Source organism: Vibrio sp. 10N.286.52.C3 (assembly GCF_041468865.1).
In the GTDB taxonomy this organism is placed as follows: Bacteria; Pseudomonadota; Gammaproteobacteria; order Enterobacterales; family Vibrionaceae; genus Vibrio; species Vibrio crassostreae_C.
In genome coordinates this window covers 1-17985 of record NZ_JBFRJM010000021.1, presented here as the reverse complement: position 1 = coordinate 17985, position 17985 = coordinate 1, and the positions used below count along the sequence as shown (strand labels likewise).

At 44.0% G+C, this 17985-nt stretch carries 17 protein-coding genes; 8 read left to right on the top strand and 9 right to left on the bottom strand.

All coding sequences use genetic code 11. From position 1 onward, the window contains the following. The first annotated feature begins 230 nt into the window (after positions 1 to 230). Positions 231 to 407, top strand: coding sequence for a hypothetical protein (locus AB4138_RS08945; RefSeq protein WP_017061524.1), 177 nt, complete (start codon positions 231 to 233; stop codon positions 405 to 407). 261 nt (positions 408 to 668) lie between these two features. Then, the gene (gene nhaD, locus AB4138_RS08940; protein ID WP_017061523.1) at positions 669 to 2108 is read left to right on the top strand and encodes a sodium:proton antiporter NhaD; all 1440 of its coding nucleotides are present in this window, start codon (positions 669 to 671) and stop codon (positions 2106 to 2108) included. Positions 2109 to 2122: 14 nt separating this feature from the next. Here the strand turns inward: nhaD and AB4138_RS08935 are convergent, their stop codons facing one another. The 3 genes from AB4138_RS08935 to AB4138_RS08925 form a co-directional block, all read right to left on the bottom strand. Beyond that, the gene (locus AB4138_RS08935) at positions 2123 to 2509 is read right to left on the bottom strand and encodes a hypothetical protein (protein WP_017061522.1); all 387 of its coding nucleotides are present in this window, start codon (positions 2507 to 2509) and stop codon (positions 2123 to 2125) included. Positions 2510 to 2680: 171 nt separating this feature from the next. Continuing rightward, positions 2681 to 3163, bottom strand: a complete 483-nt coding sequence (locus tag AB4138_RS08930) for a methylated-DNA--[protein]-cysteine S-methyltransferase (protein ID WP_017061521.1) — start codon at positions 3161 to 3163, stop codon at positions 2681 to 2683. A gap of 25 nt (positions 3164 to 3188) precedes the next feature. Then, entirely contained in the window at positions 3189 to 4565 is a 1377-nt protein-coding gene (locus AB4138_RS08925) for an AlkA N-terminal domain-containing protein (protein ID WP_017061520.1), read from the bottom strand. Between the two features lie 236 nt (positions 4566 to 4801). Between AB4138_RS08925 and AB4138_RS08920 the strand changes: the two genes are divergently transcribed. Continuing rightward, positions 4802 to 5005: a hypothetical protein gene (locus tag AB4138_RS08920; RefSeq protein ID WP_017061519.1), complete on the top strand. Its 204-nt coding sequence runs from the start codon at positions 4802 to 4804 to the stop codon at positions 5003 to 5005. Between the two features lie 183 nt (positions 5006 to 5188). Here the strand turns inward: AB4138_RS08920 and AB4138_RS08915 are convergent, their stop codons facing one another. Next, positions 5189 to 6079 (bottom strand): LysR family transcriptional regulator, encoded by an 891-nt coding sequence (locus AB4138_RS08915; RefSeq protein WP_017061518.1) that lies wholly within the window; start codon positions 6077 to 6079, stop codon positions 5189 to 5191. A 154-nt stretch (positions 6080 to 6233) separates the two neighbouring features. On the opposite strand from AB4138_RS08915, the gene AB4138_RS08910 reads away from it, so the two are divergent. Both AB4138_RS08910 and nagB read left to right on the top strand, forming a co-directional pair. Beyond that, positions 6234 to 6587, top strand: coding sequence for a DUF413 domain-containing protein (locus AB4138_RS08910; RefSeq protein WP_017061517.1), 354 nt, complete (start codon positions 6234 to 6236; stop codon positions 6585 to 6587). A 606-nt stretch (positions 6588 to 7193) separates the two neighbouring features. Beyond that, positions 7194 to 7994: a glucosamine-6-phosphate deaminase gene (gene nagB / locus AB4138_RS08905; RefSeq protein WP_017057618.1), complete on the top strand. Its 801-nt coding sequence runs from the start codon at positions 7194 to 7196 to the stop codon at positions 7992 to 7994. A 261-nt stretch (positions 7995 to 8255) separates the two neighbouring features. On the opposite strand, the gene AB4138_RS08900 is transcribed toward nagB, so the two are convergent. The 3 genes from AB4138_RS08900 to AB4138_RS08890 form a co-directional block, all read right to left on the bottom strand. Continuing rightward, the gene (locus tag AB4138_RS08900) at positions 8256 to 8792 is read right to left on the bottom strand and encodes an MltR family transcriptional regulator (protein WP_198592367.1); all 537 of its coding nucleotides are present in this window, start codon (positions 8790 to 8792) and stop codon (positions 8256 to 8258) included. Positions 8793 to 8842: 50 nt separating this feature from the next. Then, positions 8843 to 9991 (bottom strand): mannitol-1-phosphate 5-dehydrogenase, encoded by a 1149-nt coding sequence (locus AB4138_RS08895; RefSeq protein ID WP_372305699.1) that lies wholly within the window; start codon positions 9989 to 9991, stop codon positions 8843 to 8845. Between the two features lie 183 nt (positions 9992 to 10174). Beyond that, positions 10175 to 12067 carry a PTS mannitol transporter subunit IICBA gene (locus tag AB4138_RS08890; protein WP_136974018.1) on the bottom strand — a complete coding sequence of 631 codons (1893 nt, stop codon included), beginning with the start codon at positions 12065 to 12067 and terminating at the stop codon, positions 10175 to 10177. Positions 12068 to 12637: 570 nt separating this feature from the next. On the opposite strand from AB4138_RS08890, the gene AB4138_RS08885 reads away from it, so the two are divergent. Beyond that, positions 12638 to 13504: a glycerol kinase gene (locus AB4138_RS08885; RefSeq protein ID WP_372154586.1), complete on the top strand. Its 867-nt coding sequence runs from the start codon at positions 12638 to 12640 to the stop codon at positions 13502 to 13504. A 291-nt stretch (positions 13505 to 13795) separates the two neighbouring features. After that, positions 13796 to 14452, top strand: a complete 657-nt coding sequence (locus tag AB4138_RS08880; protein WP_017061511.1) for an NAD(P)H-dependent oxidoreductase — start codon at positions 13796 to 13798, stop codon at positions 14450 to 14452. Between the two features lie 437 nt (positions 14453 to 14889). Here the strand turns inward: AB4138_RS08880 and gltS are convergent, their stop codons facing one another. Together gltS and AB4138_RS08870 are read right to left on the bottom strand one after the other, a co-directional pair. Further along, positions 14890 to 16116: a sodium/glutamate symporter gene (gene gltS / locus AB4138_RS08875; protein ID WP_017060972.1), complete on the bottom strand. Its 1227-nt coding sequence runs from the start codon at positions 16114 to 16116 to the stop codon at positions 14890 to 14892. A 316-nt stretch (positions 16117 to 16432) separates the two neighbouring features. Next, positions 16433 to 16789 (bottom strand): YibL family ribosome-associated protein, encoded by a 357-nt coding sequence (locus AB4138_RS08870; RefSeq protein ID WP_017060971.1) that lies wholly within the window; start codon positions 16787 to 16789, stop codon positions 16433 to 16435. A gap of 326 nt (positions 16790 to 17115) precedes the next feature. Here AB4138_RS08870 and AB4138_RS08865 point away from each other — a divergent pair, with 326 nt between their 5' ends. After that, on the top strand, positions 17116 to 17913 hold the full coding sequence (locus AB4138_RS08865) for a DUF4344 domain-containing metallopeptidase (protein ID WP_104216092.1): 798 nt from the start codon (positions 17116 to 17118) through the stop codon (positions 17911 to 17913). Positions 17914 to 17985 lie beyond the last annotated feature (72 nt).

The following is a 17985-nucleotide window of genomic DNA, read 5'->3' as shown; positions in this document are numbered from 1 at the left end:
GCTGTAAGAGATCTCTTACATTGTTTTTCTAGTCAATTTTAATTCGATTATAATACAGAGACTTAAAAAGTGATTTTGCTTCCAGAACGCAACCGTTTTCCCTTAGTTGATTGAGTTTTGAGCCAAGCGCAAACAGTGAGCCATTTTATAAAGAATTTGAGCTTAATTCGAAATTTCAGCCCTCAGAGGTGCTATAGACTTCGCGCAGCCAATATAGAAGGAGAACGGTGATGACTATGGAAATGAGAACGCTTAAATATCAAGTAATGGGCAAAGGCATGTGGATCACTGCAACAGTATCTCGCGTAGTAGCGGACAAACTTGCGCTTGAATACCAATCCTATGGCTGGCCTGTTGAAGTATGTGCAGCAGAACAAACACTGACGTTTGATCTCAATGCTGCATAATGTTGGCAATTTCGAATAAGCTCTATCGGCACTGAGTCCGGTAGGGCTTTTTCTTTGGTCTTTAGTCTTTAGTCTTTAGTCTTTAACTTAAGTGTGGAAGACAGTAATTTTGAGTATGTAAGACCGTATTTCGTTCACATCACAGTCTATTCCTTTCATTATAATCTATTGAATTATTAAGATATCTATCACACTGCACATGGTTATTTAGGTCTACTCTTTTACCCGTGTTAATAACTTATTAACTTCGGAGCGTAATCCATGTTAGGTATCCAGCTTTCTGCTGTTCTCTCTTTGTTACTCTTTTCTTCGGTAGCAGGTGCTGCCACTTCTCAGTTGGGAGAACCACTCAAGCTCACCAACTCATTCGCTGGCTACCTATCCCTGACCATTTTCGTTGTCGCCTACATCGTGGTGATGATGGAAGAGTACCTAAAGCTCCGAAAATCTAAGCCAGTGTTACTTGCAGCAGGACTGATCTGGATAATCATTGGTTTTATCTACCAAGAACACAACCTTGTTGAAGTCGCTAAGCAAGCACTCGAACACAACTTACTGGAATACGCTGAGCTGTTACTTTTCCTACTCGTCGCCATGACCTACATCAGCGCCATGGAAGAGAGAAGACTGTTTGATGCGCTGCAAGCGTGGATGGTGGGCAAAGGCTTTAATTTCCGCTCTCTGTTCTGGCTAACCGGTATTCTGGCCTTCTTTATCTCACCGATCGCCGACAACCTCACCACTGCTCTATTGATGTGCGCCGTGGTTCTGAAAGTCGCAGGATCTAACCCTAAATTCGTTAACCTAGCCTGTGTGAATATCGTGATAGCCGCTAACGCTGGCGGCGCGTTCAGCCCATTCGGTGACATCACAACGTTGATGGTGTGGCAGGCTGGTTATGTGAGCTTCAGTGAATTCATTCCCTTATTTATTCCTTCAGTGATGAATTACCTCGTCCCTGCAATGATCATGTCTTACTTTGTTCCCACAACCCAACCCGACACGGTGCATCAGCACGTTGAATTAAAACGCGGTGCAAGACGCATCGTGTTGTTGTTCATCATGACCATCGGCACTGCGGTTGCTTTCCATGCCGTACTCCACTTCCCTCCAGTAATGGGCATGATGATGGGGCTGGCGTATCTACAGTTCTTTGGTTATTTCTTGCGTAAGACCTTACCAAATTCACTGGCGAAGAAAAAAGCGGTGGCGATTGCCAACAATGATGGGGGGGCATTGAAGCGACTCGGTTCAGTCGTGCCCTTTGATGTATTTCGAAGAGTGTCCCATGCCGAATGGGACACTCTGCTGTTCTTCTACGGCGTGGTAATGTGTGTCGGTGGCTTGAGTCTACTGGGATACTTGGAGCTTGCCTCTGGCGTGATGTATAGCCAATGGGATCCAATTTGGGCCAACATCATGGTGGGGATCTTATCTGCGATTGTCGATAACATTCCGGTGATGTTTGCCGTGCTATCGATGGAACCTCAAATGTCGATGGGTAACTGGCTACTGATCACCTTAACCGCAGGCGTTGGCGGCAGCTTGTTATCTATTGGTAGTGCGGCAGGTGTGGCGTTAATGGGCGCGGCGCATGGCAAATACACCTTCTTTGGCCACTTGAAATGGATGCCAGTGATCATGATTGGCTATGCCGTCAGTATCGCTGCACACCTATGGCTTAATGGCGATCTTTTCTAATTCGGAGATCTTTTCTAGTTCGAACTGTCTTTCACAGGCTTATCTACAAGTGTCCAGACGTTACTCAATTGTATCGCTGGACATTGGTTGCAAGTTAGCATCTCGCCCTTCTGTTGAATGCGCATCACTAGTCTAGAGTCAGTTCGGCTGCTTCCAGAATTGAATTCAATGGTGATCAAGTCATCATCAACACGATAGGTTCGAGTCACGGAATTATCCGTTGTTTGATAAGTCACTTGCCCGGATTCAAAAAGTAGATAACTGTCATTATCTGCGTTCTCATACATACCTTTGAACAGAGCAAGCTGTGGAACCTCGAAAGGTCGGCTGGTATCAGTTAAACAACCTGTCAGCAATAATGCAGAGCTGCAGCCAGATATTAGTAAGGGGAATCTATTCATTTGGGCATCCTTGCCTAGAGAACATAGTCAAAGAATATGCAACCAAATCGATATTTCCCAGAAAGCGTTGATTTTAATTCAAAGTCATATTTTAAGAACCACTCGCCTTCACCATTAAGTAGTACGAGATATTCAGCCAGCATCTCGACAGGCTCATGGCTAAATCGCTTGCTAGTCTTGCTCTCTTCCCTCTATCACCAATAAGTGCTGTTTACGTTCTACGCCACCTGCATAACCCGTCAGTTTGCCGTTTTTACCAATCACACGGTGACACGGCACAATCACTGAAACCGGATTTTTGCCATTCGCCAAACCCACAGCACGAACGGCTTTCGGATTGCCTATCGCATCGGCCAGTTGTGCATAGCTCCAAGTCTCTCCATAAGGAATGGTCGTCAGCGCCTGCCAAACCGACTGCTGAAATGGCGTGCCCTTGGCTGCAATCGGCACAGAAAACTGAATAGCTTCGCCCGAGAAATAGCGATTAAGCTGCTCGATAGCCAATGCAAAGATCGGAAAGCTATCATCTTGAACACCCAACGGTTCCGGCTTGGTGGTATGTGTCTCGAACCAAAGGCCGAGCAAGCCTTCATCGTTCGCCTGTAACGTCACGGTTCCCAATGGGCTCTCATAGTAAGTAAAACGGTTGTCCATGATATCTCCTAGCTTAGTATTCCGATCAAGACTGATTCCAACAGTGGAACGTGGCGTAACTACCCCAAGGCGAAACACTCTCCGTGTTGATGGCGGGGCGATGCTCAATAAACTTCTTCACCACCAAGTCACCAACCAACAGATGATTAGGTTCGCTTAACCCGCGAAGCAGTGCATATTGAATAGTCCAAGGCCCAATCCCTTTTAGCTCAATCCATTTGGAAGGATGCTCAGCTTCATTGTCGACCATGTATTCGGCAAAACGCTTTAGGGTCTCTTTGCGGCTTCCCGGCATTCTCAAGAAGCTAACATCAGCGTCCGCTATCTGTTTTGGTGTTGGGAAGCTGGCTTTCTCATGTTCATCAGAAAGCTCTTTGACCAATAAGTTAAGCTGACCAATCGCCGCGGTTACCGAAACTTGCTGTCCTAGAATCGCTCTCACGCCTGCCTCCCAAGCACTCCACACGCCAGGAATACGGATACCACTCTTAGCCACCAAGTTAGGATCGATAGTCGTAAAGAACGTCTCAACCTTGGCAATATCGACATCAAGATCAAACATACGGCGGATATTCGCAATCAAGCTTCTTAATTGGCTTATATCATCCAACTCGAATTCAATATCCAAGCGGTTATCTTTGGCTAAAGTCGCCTTGAACCAACCCTTTGACCCGTTCACATTTACCGTGCGCTTATAATAATCTTCGCCAACGCCTTCTAAGCCCTCAATCATTCTTCGTCGATAAAACCTCAACAAGTGGTTCCAATCTAAGGGTCCATGAAAACCAAGCTGAATATGATTACTCTGAGTGTCACTTGGCTTCGCTCGCCTAATTTGGCTTGGCGAAAGCTGCAGCTCTTTTTGAAAGGCATCATTAAAACGGCGCGTACTATTGAAGCCACTAGCAAAGCCGACATCAGTAATGCTCATGCTACTGGTGTGCAGCAACTGCTTGGCAAACATCAATTGACTGTACAGACTATATTGCTTGGGTGACACGCCGATGTAATTGTCGAATAAGGTTCGTAAATAACGATCTGAAATACCTAACCGCGTTGCAAGGTCGACGATAGATCCTGAATTCAGAGCGCCATTATCAATCAACTGCATCGCACGTAAGAAAGTGGTTTCGACGCCCTTCCAAGCCGGCGAAAAAGGTGCGCTGTCTGGTCGACAACGTAAACAAGGACGATATCCCGCTTTCAATGCTTGAGCTTGATGGGAAAAATATTCGACGTTTTCTTCTTTGGGTGGTGTGGCTGGGCAAATCGGGCGACAAAAAATTCCTGTCGTTTTCACCGCTGTAAAAAACATCCCATCAAAGCGAGCATCTCGTGCATATCGAGCCAAATGGCACTGCTCACTGGTTAAGCTGCTGTTGTGATTGATCTTTTTCGACATGCCGTACTCTTCCCACTTACCATAGCGTTTGATCCGATACCTAAAAGTTTACCGTGAACCACCATTGTCGCTAGCCACTTTCGGAAGCGAAGGTCAGATAAATCACAAAAAAGGGTTTTAATTTTATTCAATTCGACTAAATTTAACCTAGAGAGGACATTCTTCTCACAACGTCAACGATCGGTACTTAGCACGCCAAGATGCAGAGACCTATCGAATATAAAAAGGAAAAGGCTATGGTTCTACACACATGTCGTATTGTTTTATCAAATCAACAGGTTCTCACCAGTCAATCAGTCGAGCAGTCTCTAAGCTTTCTTGAAGACAAAGCGGACAACGGGATTTCTATGATCGAGATTGACGCAACGGATGGCAATCAAATCCATTCGTACATGTCACACTCTCTTGAAGAGTCTATTGAGAATCTAATGAACCTATAGGGCTTTTAATAAAGGCTACACATACCAGGCTTAAACGATATTTATGGAATTAGAAACGATCTCTAGTTCCGAAAAGAAGTACATTTCTGGTTTAAAACAAAAATGGCTCCCAACTATACAATTAGTTGGGAGCCATTTTTTATTGAATCTAATCAGCAAAGCCACTGCTTACCGCGAATGCCGTTACTCAGGTGCTTGTTCAGCGGCTTGCTGCAATGTGTAAGCCGTCGATGGGTCAATCTCATTAACCAACTTCTCAACCTGCATGATCGCATCAACCGAGGTACTGCTTTTACGGTAGCTCAGATAAATTGGGAGATACCAGTCTTCAACCCCTTTCACCTTGTGCAGCTGACCCGAATCGATAAAAGGTTCGACTAGAGACACCGGAAGATACGCACTGCCGCCTTTCTCTAAAATGAAATCGAGGGCGATACGGGCTGTAGAGGTACGTAGGTACGGTGCTGGCACTTTAGGGTGACGTTCTGCGTGTTCAGAACCAAAGCGCGTTCCCCAATCCACATAAACATACTTATGTTGAAATACAGATTCCAGATCATCTTGCTGCGTTGATACCAACACCAAAACCAAGTCAGCGACTTTTTTACAGTTCAGCTCTTCTGCTTTGATCTGATCGAACGCGAAAGCCATATCTAAGGTTCGTTCTAACAAATTACGGTTCAGTTGCTCGCGCCCCATCACCTCTGCCATAAAGCCGTAACCACCAAAAGAGTCGGTTACCACACTTAAACAGTTTTGCAGATACGCATCCCAAATATTCGGCGTGCCGCCCAGCGTTAACTGCAAGGCTTTACCACTCTCTAACGACAGCTCAAATTTGGCTTGTTGTAGGGTGGACACCATCACTTCGGCATAACCAATCAAACGTTCACCGGAAGATGTGAGTTTGATGTTATTGCGGTCACGAATGAAGAGCTGAGTATCAAAATAGCCTTCAAGCTGTTTGATCCGCGCACTCACCGCCGCTTGTGTTAAATACAAGTTTTCAGCTGCACGCCCAAAATGGCGCACCCTTGCAACCTCAAGAAAGGTTCTAAATACTTTCACATCCATCAAATACATCTCTGTAATAAATCTGCTAACTAGCCGATCTAGGATTGTTTATCGTAAAGGCAAAAACATTTTGTTTCCTATTTTAGCCTTTTAACAATATTTTCGCGTGAGCAATAAACACTAATTTCTATCTAACCACATTACTGAGGCTGATATGTCTGAGACCGAATTCCGACACGGAAAAAAACGTTTTTATGACACCATTAAATTCCCGAGAGGGTTCGCTAAGTCGGGTGATTTTACTCTTTCAGAAGAGGAAATCCTAACCTTGTTTGGTGACACTATGCTTGCACTTGAAACTGGTGAACTAGCACCAATCAATGCAGAAGAAAAACACTTCATTAAAGTGTTGTCTCACCCTCATAAGGCAAAGTCCAAGTTAGAGCGTGTTTGGTTGAAGTACATTCAACTGGCTCGTGGACGCCGTCGCTTTCACACCCTAAACGGCTGCAAACGCGGCGACGTATCTAGGGAAGAATACGAAAGTGAGTTAGTGTTAGAAGATTAGTAAAATCGCTCAAAGTGATACCTCATCACTTTGGGCTTTTTTTTGCCTTCAAACACACATCTTCTTTGTAATTGGTAAGTTTAGCCAACCTATCCATTTTTACCAATATTTATATACAATTCATAGCGATAGCGTGACTAAAACACAGCTCTCTTTCAATCTTATGGGTATTCATCCCACTGAGATTCATCGTTCTTCATCCTGCCCCTGTCTTTTATCACGATAGCGCTCCATTGCCATCATTATTTTTCTAGTTTCAACTATACGCTCAACGCTTGTTTATACTCGAAACACGTTAATGCACCAAAATTCGTCAATGGTTCGAGCGATGCCATTATTGCAATAATCGTATCAAGGCATAGAAACACACCAACCCTTTCAGGTGCTGAATTAGATCAACATTGCTGTATATGACAAACGTATTAATCTTGTTTAACGCCACCAAATATCCATACAATAATTGTGCAATTTTGAGAGTTCCAGTCACAGTTACGACGAAAAAAGCAAAAACTTGACCTAAAACAATAGCGGAACTGGATAACTTATTTTATAATGCGAATTAATGTTTCAGAACACTATAAAATTTTATTTCTAGGGGCAAAATCAATGAGACTTATTCCATTAAGCAACAAAGCTAAAGTAGGTAAATGGGCTGCTCGTCATATCGCAGATTCAATCAACAAGTTCGCTCCAACGGCTGAGCGTCCATTTGTACTAGGTCTTCCTACTGGTAGCACACCTCTAACTACTTACGCTGAGCTAATTGAACTTTACAAAGCTGGCGAAGTTAGCTTCAAGCACGTTGTAACATTCAACATGGATGAGTACGTTGGCATCGACCCTAACCACCCAGAGTCTTACCGCACATTCATGCACGAGAACTTCTTCAACCACGTTGATATCCAAGCAGAAAACATCAACCTGCTAGACGGCAAAGCTGAAGATATCGATGCTCACTGTGCAGCATACGAAGAGAAAATCCGTTCATACGGCAAAATCAACCTGTTCATGGGCGGCGTAGGCATCGACGGTCACATCGCATTCAACGAACCAGGTTCTTCTCTATCTTCACGCACTCGTATCAAAACGTTGACTGAAGACACTCGTATCGCGAACTCTCGTTTCTTCGATGGCGACATCAACCAAGTTCCTAAATACGCACTAACTATCGGTGTTGCGACTCTTCTAGATGCAGAAGAAGTGATGATCCTTTCTCTAGGCCACAACAAAGCTCAAGCGCTTCAAATGGCTATCGAAGGTTCTGTAAACCACATGTGGACTGTTACAGCTCTACAGATGCACCGTAAAGCTATCATCGTTGCTGATGAGCCAGCTCAACAAGAGCTAAAAGTTAAGACTCTACGCTACTTCCAAGAGCTAGAAGCTGAGAACATCCAAGACCTATAATTCCTATAGTCTTGAATAGCAGGGCGTTTTTATAAAGAGAGCGTCTTGAATAGAAAAAGCCACTGAATGTGGCTTTTTTTGTGCCTGCTGCTTTTGTATTTAATGGGAAGATATTTCGGATATTTTTTAGAAGCACAAAAACAACAAAGCGATTTCTCCAACGAGAGAAACCGCCATCATTTTAATCTTTGTATTGAAACGAACGAACAGCTACAAGTTATGTAGGATGTGAAACAAGATAAGCAGAGCTGCAAACTAGAGCTAAGAGCTCAGCGCGTTATCTCGGCATAGGGTAGTGATAATGTCAGTGATAGCTAATACGATCGTCGACTTCACCTTTTGATTATGTCGCCCCAAGAACATTTCAAGCATTGGGCCAGACATCGTTTCCACCATCTCCGCGTCATATTCGATAGGCATAATACGCTGAATCGCGTGCACCTTGTTGAGCTCAAATATCACATCAACTTCTGTAAAGCTGGTGTCTTCACCCTGTATTTTCGCCCACTCTTTCAAGGTAACGAAAACCTCTAGATCGTCGTAGAGTTCTTTACTGATCACGCCAAGTCCGAGTAGCAACTTAGCACGAATCATGATCTCGCCTAACGGCCCACCACTGTTGAGAAGTGGCTCGACAACGAACTTAATTGCAGTGTCGTCTTTCTTAAAGATGTTTTTTAATACGGCATCTACCGTGTCGTCCAATGCATCATAAGCAGCCATTAGGCAGGCGCTAGCACTCTCAGCTTCCGAAAGGGCTTCGAGTAATTCAGTTTCATGGCTTGTTTGTATTGGCATAACGGCTCGACAATAAGAAAGTGCCACTGGTGTGGCACTTTGATGGTTTATCATTTCAATGCTAGATAAGCTTCTTCCGCTAGTTTAACAACTTCTGAGTCACTATTCAGCTCAGAATAATGCGCTAATGTCTCAGCAAAGCCTTTTTCTGCGAACATTGCTTGAAGTTCAACCGCTTGTGGGTCGTCTTCGTTCTTGTAATGGAACGCAGCAGCGATTGCTTTTACTAGGTGAGCATTCGGTAGGCCGTACTCTAATGTACCGTTTAGAGGCTTAACTAGGCGGTCTTGCGGGCTCAGTTTACGAATTGGCTGACGACCAACGCGGTCTACTTCATCACGTAGGAACGGGTTAGCAAAACGACCTAGAATCTTTTGGATGTAAGCAGCGTGTGCTTCTGGATCAAAGCCGTAACGCTTAATCAGAACCGCACCACTCTCTTCCATCGTCGCTGTTACTTCAGCGCGGATTACGTCATCTTCGATAGAGTCTTTAATAGTCTCATGACCTGCAAGCACACCAAGGTATGCCGTTACCAAGTGACCTGTGTTTAGCGTGAACAGTTTACGCTCAACGAAAGCCATTAGGTTATCAGTGCATTCCATTCCTGGGATGTTTGGAATCTCACCTTTGAATTGTGTTTGATCTACGATCCACTCGCTGAACGTTTCAACCGTTACCGCTAGAGGATCTGTTTCGCCCGCTTCTGCCGGTGGAACAATACGGTCAACCGCAGAATCAACAAAGCCAATGTGCTCTTCAGTGAACGCTTTCATTTCATCAGAAAGGTGCTCTAACACGGCTGCTTTTAATTGGCTAGTACCGCGAACCATGTTCTCTGCCGCGATGATGTTCATTGGTGCAGTGTTGTTTGCTGCTGCACGCTTTTCAATGCCTTGAGCGATAGACTTAGAGATGATTTTAAGAACCGTAGGGCCCACTGCAGTCGTCACAAGATCAGACTCAGCAATGCAATCTACTATTGCGCTTGTCGCTGAGTTTACTGCTGTCACGTTCTTAACAACTTCGACAACACACTCTTCGCCAACAATCTTAACTGGGTATTCTTGGCGTTCAATTAACGCATTTACAACCGTTTCATTTACGTCAGCAAACGTAACCTTCATACCAGCATCAGAAAGAAGCTTACCAATGAAACCACGACCGATATTACCTGCACCAAAATGTAACGCTTTCATAATTTTGACCTTATAAATATTTGAATCTAGATAGCTAACTGCTCAACAACATGCCTTGACGATGTGCCCTAGGCATTAAGCAGTAAGCTATTCAGACTGAATCTTGTTAGAAAGATTAAGACCGAAAATGAGGCCAGTAGGGGGATACCGGCCTCCTTCACTCAGGAGCTTGACTAGAGCTTTTTAGTTTCCGTTGAGAATACGTAGAACATCAGCAGGGTTTGTTGTGTTCTGTAGGCATTCCACAGCTTCTTCATCATCGAGTGAATTGGTAATAGCCATCAGCACCATGTTGTGCTCATCGCCTTGTGCGGCAATACCGATAACCATCTTCGCGATATCATCTTCATCTTCGCCCCACTGAATACCTTCAGGGTACTGACAGAAAACGATGCCGGTTTTTTGTACGTACTGTTTCGCTTCGATTGTGCCGTGTGGTACTGCGATAGACTCACCTAGGTAAGTAGACACAAGCTCTTCACGAGCAAACATGCCATCTACGTATTCTGGTGATACGTTGCCAAGTTTTACTAATTGTTCGCCAGCAAACTTGATTGCGTCTTCTTTTTGAGTCGCTTTAAGGCCAAGGAAGATGCTGTCGTCAGTGAGTGCAAGCTTGTTGCCTTCTTGCGCTGGAGCTGCTGCAGGAGCCGGAGCTTCTACTTTCGCTTCACCACTTTGAGCATCGACAAGCTCGGCAACTAGTTGGTCGTATACGCCGCCGTCTAGGAAGTTGCTTAGAGACATATGCATCGCACCTGGCACAGTGCTACGAGCACGGTCTGTTAGGTCTTTATGCGTAATAACGATTTGCGAATCAGCCGGTAGGTTGTTGATTGCGTAGTTGGTTACTTCAATGTCTAGGCCAGCTGTTGCTACTTTCTTACGTAGTAGACCTGCACCCATTGCACTTGAACCCATACCCGCATCACACGCTACATAAACTGCTTTTACATCCGCTAGGTTTACGTTTGCTTCTGCTGCTGCACCTTTAGAAGACGCTTTCATGTCTTTCATTTGTGCAGAAGCTTTCTCTAGTGAATCTTCCTCATCATCTTGCGCTGATGTTTTAAGAAGGATTGACGCTACAACAAACGATACTGCCGTTGCTGCGATAACAGATAGAATCACGCCGATGTAAGAGCCTTTTGGCGTCATCAGTAAGACTGCGAAGATAGAACCTGGAGATGCTGGAGAGATAAGGCCAGAATCGAACATTACGTTAGTGAATACACCCGCCATACCACCTGCGATTACCGCAAGAATTAGACGTGGGTTCATTAGAACGTAAGGGAAGTAAATTTCGTGGATACCCCCTAGGAAGTGGATGATAGATGCACCAGCAGCAGATTGCTTCGCGCTACCTTTACCAAACACCATGTAAGCAAGTAGAAGACCAAAACCAGGACCTGGGTTTGCTTCGATTAAGAAGAAGATTGAACGACCAATCTCTTCAGATTGCTGGATACCTAGTGGAGAGAAGATACCGTGGTTGATTGCGTTATTTAGGAATAGAATTTTCGCAGGTTCAACAAAAATAGATGCTAGAGGTAATGCACCCGCTTCTACCATTGCGTTTACGCCAGCAGCAAGTCCGCCAGATAGAATCTTAACCGCAGGACCAATCACGATGAACGCGATGATCGCACAGATCATGCCGATGATACCCGCAGAGAAGTTATTCACTAGCATTTCGAAACCACTCTTCACTTTACCGTGAACAGCTTCATCGAATTTTTTAATTGCGATACCACCTAGTGGACCCACAATCATTGCACCCATGAACATTGGGATATCAGTACCAACGATAACACCCATTGTCGTGATGGCACCTACTACCGCACCGCGGTCACCACCAACCATTTTACCACCGGTGTAACCAATCAATAGTGGCAATAGGTATGTAATCATAGGGCCAACCATTGATGCTAACGTTTCGTTAGGCCACCAACCGGTTGGGATGAATAGTGCAGTAATGAAACCCCACGCAATAAATGCGCCGATGTTTGGCATTACCATATTGGATAAGAAACGACCAAAGTTTTGAACCTTAATCTTTGCTTCTGGTGATAACATAGGTAGAACCCCGTAATGTATTGGTTGGTCAAATGACCGAAAGTGTGTACTCAAAAGTCGATTAAAATGTATCACAACATTTCTAAAATGCACCTTAGCCCAACTTTCGTGACAACCATCACACACGAAAAACACTTTAGGGTTAACAAGAGCACCTTAGATCACAAAAATACCATGAATTAAAATTACAAAGCCAAATTAATGAGAATAAATATCATTAACGCAAGATCTAGATCACGCTTTATCTTGTAATACTTAAAAATAAATAGTGATCAAAATCACACTTAATAAAATATAGCATCTAAGATCTATATAAACCGTATAAAAGAACATCGTGTCACGTATAGAAAATATGCACCCAGATGAGCAGAATCGCTAATCATGTAATTTAATTACAGAAAGAACCACATTTCCCACAAAATCAAAATCAGACATGACTTTCTACTAAAAACATAGACCAGTGAGCAGCAGTTGGCATTAGTAGATGTGATATGGTACTCGCCTGTGCTATCACATCATGTATCTCACCAAAACCCATCAGCGGATCACTCTGCTATTTGAGAAAAGACTATGTCAGACAAAATTTCCACATCCGCACTCGCTAAACAAAAAGGCATAGAAGCTAAAACTTTATTTAGCGATCTAAAAACAGCGGGTTATATCGTGCGCTCACAAGAGCGCTGGGTTCTTACAGAACGAGGAGAAAGCTTTGGTGGGGAATATGTCGAACATAAGAAGTTCGGTGTCTTTATTGTCTGGCCAGAGAAACTTCTTATCGATTTGGATTCATTCTCAGGAAAAACACTCACCGCCACCCAGCTTGGCAGTGCCTTTCAACTCAGCGCAAAGAAAATCAACTTACTGCTCAACGAGCTTGGTTGGATAACAAAAGAAGAAGACGGTTGGCATGTCACCTCTACAGGCTTAAAAGCCGGAGGTGAACAAAGAGAAGACAAAGCGACTCAAAACTTATTCGTGGTATGGCACGACTCATTGGTTCGCAATAAACGTTTAAAGCAGTCTGTTGTTGAATTCCTAGGGCATGATGCTGAAAGCCACTCGACCGATGTGTCATTCTCCAGTTTTCGTCAGAAATTTGAGGCGAAGCACCGAAGCTTAGACGGGCATTATGTTCGATCAAAGGGAGAGCTGATCATTGATAACTGGCTTTATATGGCAGGAGTGGTCCATGCGTACGAGCGTCCGCTTCCGATATCAAAAGAAGTGATCAGCGATTTTTATCTACCAAGTGGCAAAGTATACATCCAGTTCTGGGGAACTGATTCTGCGCCAATCGCCGAAAATAAACGTGAAGCTACGAGAAAAATCTATGAAGAGCATGGTTTTGGTTTAATCGAAATCACACCAGAAGATATCCCCAACCTAGACAGCGTACTTCCGCCATTATTGCGCCAATATGGTATCAAAGCGTACTAAGCTACTGAATCTAGAGATTCCACCTCCATTAAGATCACACTTATTGAATCATTATGGACATTATTAACCATAGTGATTTGATATGTTCGCTATTTTTCCCGAGTCATTCTTCTATTATCTTACACCCATCGACTTGAGCTACCGCAGATACTCGATTTATTGGGGCATGTTCGATAACTATTTAGACGTTCAATCTATTGAGATTCGTTTAAATTGGTTATCCGTTTATTGTTGACGTAACTGAACATAAAACCCTACAACATTTATTATTGATAGATATTAGGATTCAACATGACTCATCCAATCATTACTGATCTAAACACTCGTTACACAGCTAAAAAATACGATGCAGAAAAACGCATCTCTGCGGAAGACATGGAAGTAATCAAAGAAGCACTTCGCTTGTCAGCTTCTTCTATCAACTCTCAGCCTTGGAAATTCATCATCATTGAGAGTGACGCAGCAAAACAACGCTTCCACAATACTTTCGAAAACATGTTCCAGTTTAACCAACCACATGCGAAAGAAGCGTCACACACGATCCTGTTTGCTCACGATCCTAAGTACACTAAAGAGAAATTCGCGAAGCGTGCTGATACAGAAGTAAGCTCTGGTCACTTACCAGCTGAAATGTACGAGCAATTCTTAGGTGCTTACGCATTCGCAGAAATGAACACAGACGAAACAGGTTTCAACGGTAACTGGACTAAGTCTCAAGTTTACATCGCACTAGGTAACACACTGCACACACTAGCTCGTCTAGGTATCGCTTCAACACCTATGGAAGGTGTAGATGCAGCTATGATCAGCGAAGAGTTTGCTGACGAACTAGAAGGTCACGTTGTTGATGTAGCGCTAGCTATCGGCTACCACAAAGACGGCGAAGACTACAACTACGGCAAACCAAAAGCGCGCCTAGCTCTTGATGAAGTCGTTACAACACTTTAGGGCGTGTTGACCTTTCGTGGTTAAATTTTGTTCGGATGGGGACGCCTAGTCAAAAGCGTTTTAATCGCGGCGAGGGAGAAGTAGCCAAGTCATTCTAAGCAAACCTCCCTCAACAAAGAGTAAAACGCTTTTTGCGGTGGCGCCCAGCCCGAACCCTTCGGGCAGCGTTTGCTGGTCATTTCTACTGCGTTATCGGCTTCTCATGTAGGCTAGCTACACATCGATGCCTCTGCCTTGTATAAATACCCAGCAACTCACTGCAAAAATCAGCTCGAAAGATCAACACGCCCTAGTTATTGATGTGACAGAGCCCTAACCGCAGGGGTATCAGGCAAGAAAACCTCGATAAACAAGAACAAAAAAAGCCAGTCAACAGACTGGCTTTCTTGTATTCATCTTAGTGCGATAAGCACATTGCGTTTAAGTAAAGGCGAACATTAACCGATAAACGAGATGTAACCCTGAAGGATAATCAGGTTAACGATATCGATAAAGAAGGCACCAACAATTGGCACCACCATGAACGCCTGTGGTGAAGGACCAAAACGGTTCACCAAAGAGCCCATGTTCATTACCGCTGTTGGTGTTGCACCTAGGCCGAAACCACAGTGACCACCTGCCATAACCGCTGCGTCGTAGTTAGAACCCATTACTTTGAACGTCACAAAGTAAGAGAAGATACCTAACACAACCGCCTGAACCGCCAGGATAACCAAGAACGGAATCGCAAGGTCAAATATGTTCCAAAGCTTAAGGCTCATTAGCGCCATTGCTAGGAACAGTGACAATGACACCGTACCAAGAATATCGACCGTTTCGCTGTCAGTCTTATGCAGCTTAGTCACTTCAAACACGTTAGTGATGAACACACCGATAAACAACGCGTAAACGAAGTCAGGAATCATCAACCAAGAAATTTCAAAAGTCGCCACCCACTGCTCTAGGTACTTCGCACCCGTGATACAGATAAGAAGGATGAACAACACTTCAATCACCTTCTTCGCCGTCACTTTGTCTTCTTCATACTCGTTGTAAGTAACAAGTTCAGGGAAGCGTTCATGTGTTTGCGTGCCAGTGCCGTACTCAGATTCAAGCTGGTTTTTATCAATCAGCTTTTGCGCCACTGGGCTACCGATAATACCACCGATGATCAAACCAAAGGTCGCTGAAGCCATCGCGATTTCTAGCGTATTTGCAATGCCAAACGTGTCTGCAAAAGTTTGAGACCAAGCCGCGCCTGTGCCGTGACCGCCCGAAAGGGTGATAGAGCCAGCAATCAAACCCATCAAGGGTTCAAGGCCTAGTGCCGTAGCTAAGGTTACGCCTACACCGTTTTGGATAATGATGTAAACCGACGCTACCCCTAAGAATAGGAATACCTTAGCACCACCTTTTATCAGCTGCGTGTAGTTCGCCGCAAGACCGACCGTTGCAAAGAACATCAACATAAACGTGTTCTGCAGGGGCAAGGAAAACTCAAGATCAAGGCCGTTAAAGTGCAGGGCTGTAATAGCAAAAGCGACAATCAAGCCGCCGACAATGGGCTCTGGAATGTTGTACTTTTTGAGAATCGGAAGCTTTGCATTGACGAAATGACCTAGAAACAAAACACTAATCGCGATTAGGAAGGATTCTAGTGGTCCAATTGAAATTAATTGATTCATATAACCTCTATTTTTTTACGTTCTCATCTTCCCTAATGAGTCTAGTTTTATCTGTAATTATTTGTGCTGCTCTACCTATATTTATACAAACTGGAGAGAAAGTGTGGATTCGAAAAGCGAACACATTACTGCGATCGCTTAGTACCATGTTAGTAGCACGTTAACTTTTATAGGAGATAAAAGGATTTGTGACAACAATCACCTCCTAAAAGTTGAAAACGGCGTGAGTATCTATGCCGCTGACTCTGCTTTCTTAATACCTAAAAAAGCAAAAAGGAGCTATTTCTAGCTCCTCTTTCATCACCATCGCTGGTAATTAGAATTTTTTCGGTGCGTAACCAGTCATAACCTCAATGCGAAGTTCTTTACCGATCTTCGTCATTGGGTGAACAATTACGAGTCCTTTAACAGACTTTTTAAGTTTACCCATATCCGCTTGCTCAGCCTTAGTGATCTCACGGCTAAATGGCATATCAACCAGAGACTTACGCTCTTGGTTCACATCATAGCTTTCTTTGTGTTTAAGCTGGGCAATTTTCTTAGTTAGCTTCTTAATCTCTTCCTCGAACTGACGAACAACAGGACGATCATTACGAGTTTTAGCAGCATCTAACTTGTGGCGACACTTGTCTAGACGGTTGTTAATTTGTTGAAGTTCGTTTTTAACACTCATAATAATTTCCTAAGATTAAACAAGCCAATTCGGATTGGGGCGCGGAGTATAGCACAAGGGTTGTGTTGAACCGAAATTTATCTGTTAATTACCAATAGAAACGAATCACATCGACACCGCTCATTCAGCTTACTTATTCTTTGTGGCGAATCTCTAAGCGGATTATTCATTGATATGATAGCGCCTACTTCAAAAATTGCAGTCCTCGATGCATCAAAATTCCGTCTAAACTTATACTCTAACGAAATAACTAAATCAGGGTACACAGCTTGGAGTTGTTACCCCCAGCACGACTCTGAATCGCAACGTAATCACAAGGATAGCCGATGACATTATTGAAACGAACATTGACCTGCAGCCTAGCCCTGAGTGCAATGTTTGCCACAACTTATGCATCTAGTGAACAAGCCACCCAAAGTAACCTAATCGTCGAGTACTCTACACCGCAAAATACCGAAGAAGAGCAGCTCAAACGAGAGATTCAAAGCAGTGGCGTTAATGACACCGTGGTCGACCTATCAAACCAACTCTTCATGTTTGAGAAGCCATTAACCATTCAATATGGCGGGGAAAAAGGACCACTCTACGATCCACAAACCCATCAAGTACTGATCCCTTACAGTTTTTACGCTGAGTCACTCAATTACTTTGAGAAGAACCAATACGAAAAAGAGTATGGGAAATCTGCGCAAACCGGCGCTATTGATACCTTGCTGCACACCCTGCTACACGAGACTGGGCATGCGTATATCGAAGATCAGAACATTGCCATATTGGGTAAAGAAGAAGATGCGGTTGATAACCTAGCAACCGTGCTACTGCTTAACTACGTAGAGCATGGGGCCGACGCTGCTATCAGCGCTGCAGACATGTTCGCTTTCGAGTCAGAAGACCGCCCAGAGTATTACGACTTGGGGGAATACATCGACGAGCACAGTTTCGATCTGCAGCGTTACTTCTCCACGTTATGCTTGGTGTATGGCAGCGATCCCGATGCCTATAAGAACTTGCTCGATGAAGTGGAAAACGACTATTTGAAAGACAGAAAAGAGTTCTGCGTTGAGCACTTTGACGTGATCGATGAAAATTGGCATCAGTATTTAAAAAAGAGTGACGATGCTTAGATGCTTAAAGGTTAGTGTCGAGAACTAGGAAAACGGCTTTGGCATCAAATTCGGTTCATCGCGGATTAGCGG

Excerpts from the sequence above, each read along its gene's own strand:
- AB4138_RS08945 (WP_017061524.1), top strand. The coding sequence starts at position 231 with ATGACTATGGAAATGAGAACGCTTAAATATCAAGTAATGGGCAAAGGC.
- nhaD (WP_017061523.1), top strand. The coding sequence starts at position 669 with ATGTTAGGTATCCAGCTTTCTGCTGTTCTCTCTTTGTTACTCTTTTCT.
- AB4138_RS08935 (WP_017061522.1), bottom strand. The coding sequence starts at position 2,509 with ATGAATAGATTCCCCTTACTAATATCTGGCTGCAGCTCTGCATTATTG.
- AB4138_RS08930 (WP_017061521.1), bottom strand. The coding sequence starts at position 3,163 with ATGGACAACCGTTTTACTTACTATGAGAGCCCATTGGGAACCGTGACG.
- AB4138_RS08925 (WP_017061520.1), bottom strand. The coding sequence starts at position 4,565 with ATGTCGAAAAAGATCAATCACAACAGCAGCTTAACCAGTGAGCAGTGC.
- AB4138_RS08920 (WP_017061519.1), top strand. The coding sequence starts at position 4,802 with ATGGTTCTACACACATGTCGTATTGTTTTATCAAATCAACAGGTTCTC.
- AB4138_RS08915 (WP_017061518.1), bottom strand. The coding sequence starts at position 6,079 with ATGGATGTGAAAGTATTTAGAACCTTTCTTGAGGTTGCAAGGGTGCGC.
- AB4138_RS08910 (WP_017061517.1), top strand. The coding sequence starts at position 6,234 with ATGTCTGAGACCGAATTCCGACACGGAAAAAAACGTTTTTATGACACC.
- nagB (WP_017057618.1), top strand. The coding sequence starts at position 7,194 with ATGAGACTTATTCCATTAAGCAACAAAGCTAAAGTAGGTAAATGGGCT.
- AB4138_RS08900 (WP_198592367.1), bottom strand. The coding sequence starts at position 8,792 with ATGCCAATACAAACAAGCCATGAAACTGAATTACTCGAAGCCCTTTCG.
- AB4138_RS08895 (WP_372305699.1), bottom strand. The coding sequence starts at position 9,991 with ATGAAAGCGTTACATTTTGGTGCAGGTAATATCGGTCGTGGTTTCATT.
- AB4138_RS08890 (WP_136974018.1), bottom strand. The coding sequence starts at position 12,067 with ATGTTATCACCAGAAGCAAAGATTAAGGTTCAAAACTTTGGTCGTTTC.
- AB4138_RS08885 (WP_372154586.1), top strand. The coding sequence starts at position 12,638 with ATGTCAGACAAAATTTCCACATCCGCACTCGCTAAACAAAAAGGCATA.
- AB4138_RS08880 (WP_017061511.1), top strand. The coding sequence starts at position 13,796 with ATGACTCATCCAATCATTACTGATCTAAACACTCGTTACACAGCTAAA.
- gltS (WP_017060972.1), bottom strand. The coding sequence starts at position 16,116 with ATGAATCAATTAATTTCAATTGGACCACTAGAATCCTTCCTAATCGCG.
- AB4138_RS08870 (WP_017060971.1), bottom strand. The coding sequence starts at position 16,789 with ATGAGTGTTAAAAACGAACTTCAACAAATTAACAACCGTCTAGACAAG.
- AB4138_RS08865 (WP_104216092.1), top strand. The coding sequence starts at position 17,116 with ATGACATTATTGAAACGAACATTGACCTGCAGCCTAGCCCTGAGTGCA.